This is a genomic window from uncultured Lamprocystis sp., from assembly GCF_903933125.1.
Classification (GTDB): Bacteria; Pseudomonadota; Gammaproteobacteria; order Chromatiales; family Chromatiaceae; genus Thiodictyon.
The window spans coordinates 1-7,599 of sequence record NZ_CAIZIZ010000531.1 but is presented as its reverse complement, the minus strand read 5'-3'; the positions used below and the strand labels follow the sequence as shown (position 1 = coordinate 7,599).

Here is a 7,599-nt window from a genome sequence, read left to right as displayed (position 1 = left end):
GTTCTAACGATCATCAGACATCGACACCCGAGAAGGAGACGAACCGATGAACGAGGCCCAGTGTCCGAAGACGGGGAAGGCCGACGGTAAGGCTGAACCACTACCCCTTGGGGTTACCTGAGACAACCGGATAGGCATGTTTCGGGAAATGATCTACCGACGTGAAGGGGCGACTTTAGGCGCCCCTGCAGCCCCCTGCGGATCTTGCTACACCGGCACAACCCGGACGCCGGCCCGTTCGTAGACGTCGCGCTTCTCGCCCTGGTCCTTGGCGGCGGTGCGGCGGGAGAGGACCTCGACCACCCGCTCGGGCGCACCACGGCAGCCGGCCACGTCGAGCTTCCCGGAGTCGCAGATCACGGCGATGCCGGGCTGGACCACGGTGTCCGCCTAGGCGTCTGCTTCGTTGGCCTTCGGCAAGCGCACGTCGAAGGGTGCGACATAGTCTGGCCAGCGGCGGTAGTGAAGCAGTTTTGCTTCAGTGCCGGCTGGTGCATAGCGTGGACTCCGTCGGTGGCGAAGAGATTCAACGCGATAGGTCGGTCGCACAGGTCACCCGCGCGGTGATCGGCCCGACGCGTTCTATCCGTTTTTCTTGGTGTGCTTTGTGTCTCCAATTCGCTAACGTCCATCTGCGGCCGAAACGCGACGACCCCAGCCCTCACGCCCCTGGAATGGGCGGTTGCCTCGACCAGCCCTTGTTTGATGCTTGCGAATGCGCTCATTGTCCGATCACTCGCCATGCCGTCACCCGCCTCGATCATCGTTCCGGCCGGGTGCGTCGGTCCGCTGTGCGGACCAGCAGTCTCGCTGTCGGCGAACTGGCCGGGATTATGATCAAGGCCGCGGCCCGCGCCTGCGCCGCACTTCGGAAAAATGGTCTACAATCGACCCGCAAACGCCCTCTTTTCAGCCCCGCGGATGCCTGCTTTGCGCCGCTCCGGCCGTCGCCCAGGTGCTGAGGTGCCGTCCGGCACCGACCGGCGACCCCGGTGGGCATACAATTCTCTCTCTAAATAAGGCCGTGCCCGCAGCGGGCACCGTACCAAGATCGGATGAGTCCAACAAACGCTTAGCCTTTAGGTTTCCAGAAGAGGTGCATCTAATGCTTCATCCAAACCAGTGTCAAGTAAATGAAACATGGATTATTTTCAAGTTAAATGACGCTCCAGTTGTCACTGATCGCGATGGTGATTTCAATGTTTTTGCATTAATGGATGCGGCAAGTTGCTTTATTCTTGATACAGGTTTTGTACCTTCAGAATCGAAAGAATTATCTGAAACAGAAGCCAAGCGTATATTGAATAACGGATATGGTCATAAAAGGCAATACCCAAAGGAGCTTATTATCCCAGGACACCAGATAGCCAACAATCTAAGTATAGAAGCAGAACGTTGCGGTATTAGAGTAAGTCGTGTCCCGGAAGATCAGCTTCGACTTCTCATTGATGAGGCTCGTGAGGGTTTTCAGGAGTATATAAGTAACGGGCGGTATCAATAGCTGGAGACGATGCCAAGGCTTATCAAGAGCGATAGGTGAGGCAAAAGATCGAGGAGTCAAAGAGGGGCAAAGAGATGAAAGAGCGAGCGCGCGCCACGGGCGTTGTGCTGGCTTGCGGGCTCATCGGTGGCACACGCCGCCTTGGCCGGAATATAGTTGCTCCGACTGGCGCTTAGTATTCATCATGTGTTGTTGCAGGTCGGCACCGTTCGTCGGTGCCAACCCACCGAGTCCGCCCGGTATGCTATACCCAGCACGACGGGCTGATGACGCCACCGGACTACGAATAGTTGGCTTGTAGCGTGCGACGCTCTTAACGTTTCGTTCGCGTCCGGAGGTGTGTGTCGTTTCGCCAACGAACTCTCAGAGGCCGTCGCCGACGGCTGTCGATATTGCATTCGCAGAAACGACTTGCATTGTAGCGTGTGCTCCCGTCGCTATCCGAAGTGAAACCTTTCAGTTGGAGGGTATCAGGACACCAGACACGGCGAACGATTCGGCACTGGTCGGTATCGACTGGGCCGACCGCGAGCATGATCTTTGCCTTCAGGCGGCCGACAGCGTGCGGCGCGAGCCCCCGGGGCTGGATGGAGCATCGCCCGGAGGCCATTGATGAATGGGCGTGCGCCCTACGCGAAGGCGTTCGATGCGCATCCCGACGCCGACGTCTTCGCGAGCTTCCCCGGCGCCGCACCCACCTTCGCGCCGCGCCTGCTCGCCACCTAATGCCGCGGTGCGTGCGCTCACGTTGAAATGGTTGCGGATCGTCCTTCGGTGTTGGCAGGATTGCGAGCACTTCACGAGCCAACCTCACTGAGGGTAATAGCGATTGGCCCTTGTAATGGGCAACTGTGATAGACGATGCCTAGCAGGCCCAAGTGATCGGCCGCGCCCCAGGACCTGCAGAACTTGGCCTTCGTCATAAACCCGGCCACCGCGCGATCGGTACGGTCGCCGGTCCGAACAGCGGACCCTACAGGTCACGGTGTTACCGTAGGGTCCGCTGTGCGGACCGTCCGCGGCCGGCCGGAACGATGATCAAGGCCCAGAACTTCGCCAACCTTAATAATCGAAAACGAATTTCGGTGCACTACCGCCAAGCCAAACGACACCCGACTCCGGCCGGTATTTTTCTTTGCCGATCTTGACAGCCAAGCCAGGTGCCGTTGGTGTAACATCCAACATGACTGTAGCCCCTCGAGCGACGCTGATTACAAATTCATCTTCCCACGGCGCGGTCACGGTCAGTTCGAATGATATGGACCCGTCGGGATTTGCGATCAATTTGTCTGGTGCCTCAATTGATCTGGTTGAGGCAACAGCAAGAGGTTGATCCGACGTCAGTTTGCCTTTAAACGTCTTCGTACCCGCGCTCGATTGTGCCCTTAACACCCACCGTCCGTCCGTATCCTTCCATACGAATAGTCCATCATCGATGCCTCTCTCCAGAACCGGTTTCTCGTAGGGCGAAAAAGAATTCAGCAATGTCGCATTCGGCGCCCCGAAGGCCGACCGATCAGATGAGTTGATGCTTCTCCCGCGCTCCGTATTCAGCAAATTGATGATAGCCACCAAGCTGTTCCGCTCTTGAGGGTGGACATCCAAACCTGCCCACCGCCCGGCATCGGTACTGCCGCCGTAAACGACGCCGTTGTCATAAGAGACGATATGATCTTGCGGCTGAATCCCATATCGATCGACTACCACTTTCTCCTCACTGCTAAATAGCACCGCATTGCTGATCTGCTGCTGCGACGCAGCAGTCCAGCGCATGGAAACACGATCATCCCCGATCCCCGCATAGACGCCGGACTGCCTGCCCAAATCAACGACAGGCATGGCAGGATAAGAGTCAACCGCCTTGATCCATCCTAAGGGAACTGCTTCGTCGGAGGCCCCCCCAATCACGACCGAGTTGAGGTTCGGGCGACCATCCTTATTCACGGCCAGGATTAGCGCCGCATCGACAGGTGCAGAAACCAAAATCTCCTTCACCCGCTGGCCGGACTTCAAAACGGCCCTGAAACCTTTTGGCCACGTTGCGATCATTTCCCCACTCTGTGGGTCGATGGAGGGCGCAGCGACGATGTTAAGAGTGCTCGTGGAAACGACTAGGATCTCATATAGGCTCTCGTCGTTGTCACCGATAACTGCTAACCGGTAAGGCGAATCCACAGTATCCCTACCGACCAGAATCCCTGCCGTTCTAAACGGGCGCAAGGCCGGCTGCCCTATCACCACCGGATGGACCGGCTCGTATAACTTGACAACCTTGTCAGCCCCTACATCGGTAATAAACTGCTCAATACCGGATGGCCAGACGACCTTAACCTCTTGGATAGTCTCATTTCCCGCCAGACCAAAGTGAAGGCGATGGGTGTCCTGCACGTTTCTATGGATGCCACCACCTTGCTCTCTGACCTGCGTGACTCCACCCGCGGTGACATAGACTGTCGCCCCTACCCCGTCTCTATTTGAGTTAACACCCACCAAGTCAACCTCCAGCCAGTGGTTCTTATTTCCCTTATTTCTGACGAGCTGGTGGGTGCCATGGGCAAAAGGCATCGCGCCCGCCCCATTCATGACGTATAAGTCGAGGAAACCATCATTGTCGAAATCGGCGACCACGGCGTTGTCACCGACACCGTCTTGGATTGCCTGACCGGGAAAAGCATCAAAAACCGGGACAAATCTCGTGCCCACATTCTCCAGAAACACGTCCGGATAGTTGGAAGTCTGCCAGGAGCAGACGACATAGAGGTCCACGTCCATGTCGTTATCAAAGTCACCCGCCACAACCCCTTGACTGGAGCACGCGGGCACGCCGGACAACCAGGTAGCACTCCGCACTTCAGAGAGGCCCTCAGGATCTCCCAGGTGCACGAGATCCGGGGGGAAGGGCGCGTCTAACTTCACACCCACAACCGCCCCCAACCTGATGTTGCTCAACGATTTGAACAGCGCAAAGACCGAATCGGCAGCGCCCTGGAGAGGATTAGGCGAACTAATCGCCAAGGACCAGGTTTTCTGGTTGGGGTCGAACCAAAGATACACTCCCCTGCTAACGCCTTCAGTGAAGACTGGCCGACCATGATTCTGTGCATCTTCCGGATCGAGTGACAACTTCTGGGACGTGGGGTGCAGGGAACCCGAACCGATGTTGATATCGCCTACTTTGAACCATGGCGCCACAAGATCAGCGGTAATCACACCGTCAGTTGTAAACGTGGTACTCATGTACTTTGCGCTGCCAGACGTGACCATCGAAGAACGTAGCTCTTTACCATTGGCCACTACGACCTCAGATTGCGCTGCCATGTAATAAGCAAGGTATATATCCTGCCGCAGATCACCGTCAAAGTCGGCAATCGCCGCGTCACCCGTAAGTAGCGGGCGCGAGAGTACCGAGCTGGAAATGTCATCAAACGGTGTCTGCCCGATGTCATGGACCATCCATTTTTCCGGATTCATGCGCCATGCAATGAGATCCAGCTTGTCATCCTGCGACAAATCAGCCAACTGGGCGAATGGAGTGGAGGTTTGTAAATTAAAGCCAACTTGCGCTCCCACATCCGAAAAGGAAGTCAGCTCGTTACGCATCAGAGTACTAGGGGCCAAGCCATCATCCTGAGAAAGAGTGGTCAGCACCACGTCCAGCAAGCCGTCGTTGTTGTAGTCGAAAAGCAGTGGTGTCCTGGAGCGACCTTCCGGTACCGCCATCTGATAATCATGCGCTTTGTCGCTCAAAGCGCCATGGTCGTTAATATAGAGGCGGTTGGCCATGCCTGGCCAGACCTCGCGCCCACCATTTCCGCCGCTTAACTCGATCATATCCTGGTCGCCGTCGCCGTCGAGGTCACCCCAGGCACAACCATGAGCGTCGTTGTTCGGAATGGGGCCATCAAAGCCCAACAGTTCCGGATGATTAAGAAAGGTACCATCCTGCTGATTTATGTATAGTGTATGGGTTTCCTGGTGGTTATTCGCATACAGATCCAGCCAGCCATCGTTGTTAATATCTCCCCAGCATGCGCCCCAGCTCTTACTGAAATTGGCGACGCCGCTGCCTGGAGTCACGTCTTCAAACTCGACAAATCCCAAAACCGGGCTGCTAGCGAAGAACCCGATCGCGATTAAGCTTGCCGTCAAATTGCCAGGCTTTGCCATAGTCTTGAATCTCCAAATGTGAGCCAAAGTTTTGAACAAGACACCCCGTTTGACAGCAAATGAGCCTAACCGGAATGGTCGTCCTGTCGTTTAGAACGACGCGAGGCGCTATGGCCAGTAGCAGCGGCACGTTCTAATCCCGTGTTGGCCTTGATCATCATTCCGCCCGTCGGCTGGACCTAGGTTAGCGCAATTCGCCAATTCTCGCGTCGGCGCTGGTGAACCGCGCTGCGCTTATTCACCCTCCGATAAACTTTTCGCCATAAATGTAATGTGTTTCCACCAGCGCGAAAACATGGGGTGATGCGGATAAGCCCGCTTGATCGAAATAACTCTAGTGCCGTCGCGCGATGCCGATGCGTTAGACGTTGGGTGCGTCGATGTGGCCGGATGGCAGCCACGAGAACCGCCTCTTCGACAATATCGGATCTCCGCAGCGCGGTACAACTGATGCGGACAAGATTCTAGCTGGAGTGTGGGTGATGTGGCAAGCGCTCAGATTAATTGTCTCAAAATATTAATGATTTACGCCATGCGGTGATCACGGGTCTGGCATCCGCGCGCCTGATAACGATCGAGTCCTACGTCTGACTATTACCCACATTTTTGCTGGCCGGCTGCGGCTGCCAGGGCTGGACACAGCACGGCGGAAGTGGTGAAATCCGCCCCCATCACGACCGATGGGGCAAAGGTAGATGACCGAGGCAAGTGTTGGCAAGCTGTGCGGACGACCGCTGAGTGCGGCGGACCTCGAGACGATCCGGCGGACCATCGACGCCGCCGCCCCGCCATTGCGTGCCGAAGTGGCGCGGCGGGTGTGCGGCGCCCTGGGGTGGCATGACACGCTTGGCCGCCCGAAGCTGATGAGTTGCCGGGTGGGACTGCTGCGCCTGCACCGGGCGGGCCTGATTGCGCTGCCGGCGCCACGCAACGGTAACGGTAACGGTAACGGCCGGGGGCTGGCCAAGCAACCCGCGGCCTGGCCGGCGGAGCGCCCGCTGGGTGGCACGGTCGGGCAACTGAGCGGACTGCGCTGAGTGCCAGTCGCCGGCAAGCCCGCCTCGCGGTTATGGAACGGGCTGATCGCGCGCTACCACTACCTGGGCTACACCCCCGCTACCCGGTGCGCAATTGCGTTATCTGATCCACTGGGATCACGGGATCCTGGGCGCGCTCGGCTTCGGTGCGGCGGTCTGGAAGGTGGCCGCGCGTGACCGCTGGATCGGCTGGGAACCGGCCACGCGCGAGGCCCATTTGGGGCGCGTACTCAACAACGCCCGGTTCCTCATCCTGCCCTGGGTGCAGGTCAAGAACTTCGCCTCCAAGATCTTGGCGCTGGCCGCGGGGCGGGTCGGGGAGGACTTCGCCCTGCGCTATGGCGAGCCCCCGGTGCTGCTGGAGACCTTTGTGGAGACGCCGCGGACGGCTACCGGCAGGTCGACGAGCTGACCGAGCAACTCCCCAACACCCGCCTGACCTATGTGGCCGACCGTGAGGCCGACATCGATGACCTGTTTGTCGAGGCCCCCTGTCCCGAAACCGCCGCCGACTGGCTGGTGCGCGGCCAGCACGACCGGATCCTGGCCAACGGCGAGACCCTGCGTCAGCACCTGGCCGCGGCGCCGCTCGCCGCGACCACCTTCGAGCGGCCGGCCAGTCACGGCGTCACGGCGCGCACGGTTCATCAAGAACTGCGTGCCGTGCGGGTCACGCTCCCGGCCCCGCGGCGCCCCGACCGCACCCTGCCCGCGGTGGAGATCACCGCGCTCCTGGCCAGCGAGCCGGCGCCGCCGCCCGGCGAGGCGCCGGTGAGGATGAGCATCAGCTTTTTCTCCGCCTGGCGGGCCGCCAGGTAGTGCGCGGCGTGACGCAGGGCGGCGCCCATCCGGGTGGAATAGCCGGCCTCCATGGCGGCGAGACGGGCCTTGACC

At 58.7% G+C, this 7,599-nt stretch carries 6 protein-coding genes; 4 read left to right on the top strand and 2 right to left on the bottom strand.

Annotated features, from left to right (window positions below):
• Positions 1–207: 207 nt before the first annotated feature.
• Positions 208–381, bottom strand: coding sequence for a Uma2 family endonuclease (locus tag QZY03_RS29090; RefSeq protein WP_363169815.1), 174 nt, complete (start codon positions 379–381; stop codon positions 208–210).
• Between the two features lie 724 nt (positions 382–1,105).
• On the opposite strand from QZY03_RS29090, the gene QZY03_RS29085 reads away from it, so the two are divergent.
• On the top strand, positions 1,106–1,501 hold the full coding sequence (locus tag QZY03_RS29085) for a hypothetical protein (RefSeq protein ID WP_295587396.1): 396 nt from the start codon (positions 1,106–1,108) through the stop codon (positions 1,499–1,501).
• Positions 1,502–2,563: 1,062 nt separating this feature from the next.
• On the opposite strand, the gene QZY03_RS29080 is transcribed toward QZY03_RS29085, so the two are convergent.
• On the bottom strand, positions 2,564–5,668 hold the full coding sequence (locus QZY03_RS29080) for a CRTAC1 family protein (RefSeq protein WP_295587394.1): 3,105 nt from the start codon (positions 5,666–5,668) through the stop codon (positions 2,564–2,566).
• A 695-nt stretch (positions 5,669–6,363) separates the two neighbouring features.
• Between QZY03_RS29080 and QZY03_RS29075 the strand changes: the two genes are divergently transcribed.
• From QZY03_RS29075 to QZY03_RS29065, 3 genes are all read left to right on the top strand, one after another.
• Positions 6,364–6,705 (top strand): hypothetical protein, encoded by a 342-nt coding sequence (locus tag QZY03_RS29075; protein WP_295587393.1) that lies wholly within the window; start codon positions 6,364–6,366, stop codon positions 6,703–6,705.
• A gap of 94 nt (positions 6,706–6,799) precedes the next feature.
• Positions 6,800–7,117: a Druantia anti-phage system protein DruA gene (locus QZY03_RS29070; RefSeq protein ID WP_295587391.1), complete on the top strand. Its 318-nt coding sequence runs from the start codon at positions 6,800–6,802 to the stop codon at positions 7,115–7,117.
• Positions 7,118–7,149: 32 nt separating this feature from the next.
• Positions 7,150–7,524, top strand: coding sequence for a hypothetical protein (locus QZY03_RS29065; RefSeq protein ID WP_295587389.1), 375 nt, complete (start codon positions 7,150–7,152; stop codon positions 7,522–7,524).
• Positions 7,525–7,599: the final 75 nt, after the last annotated feature.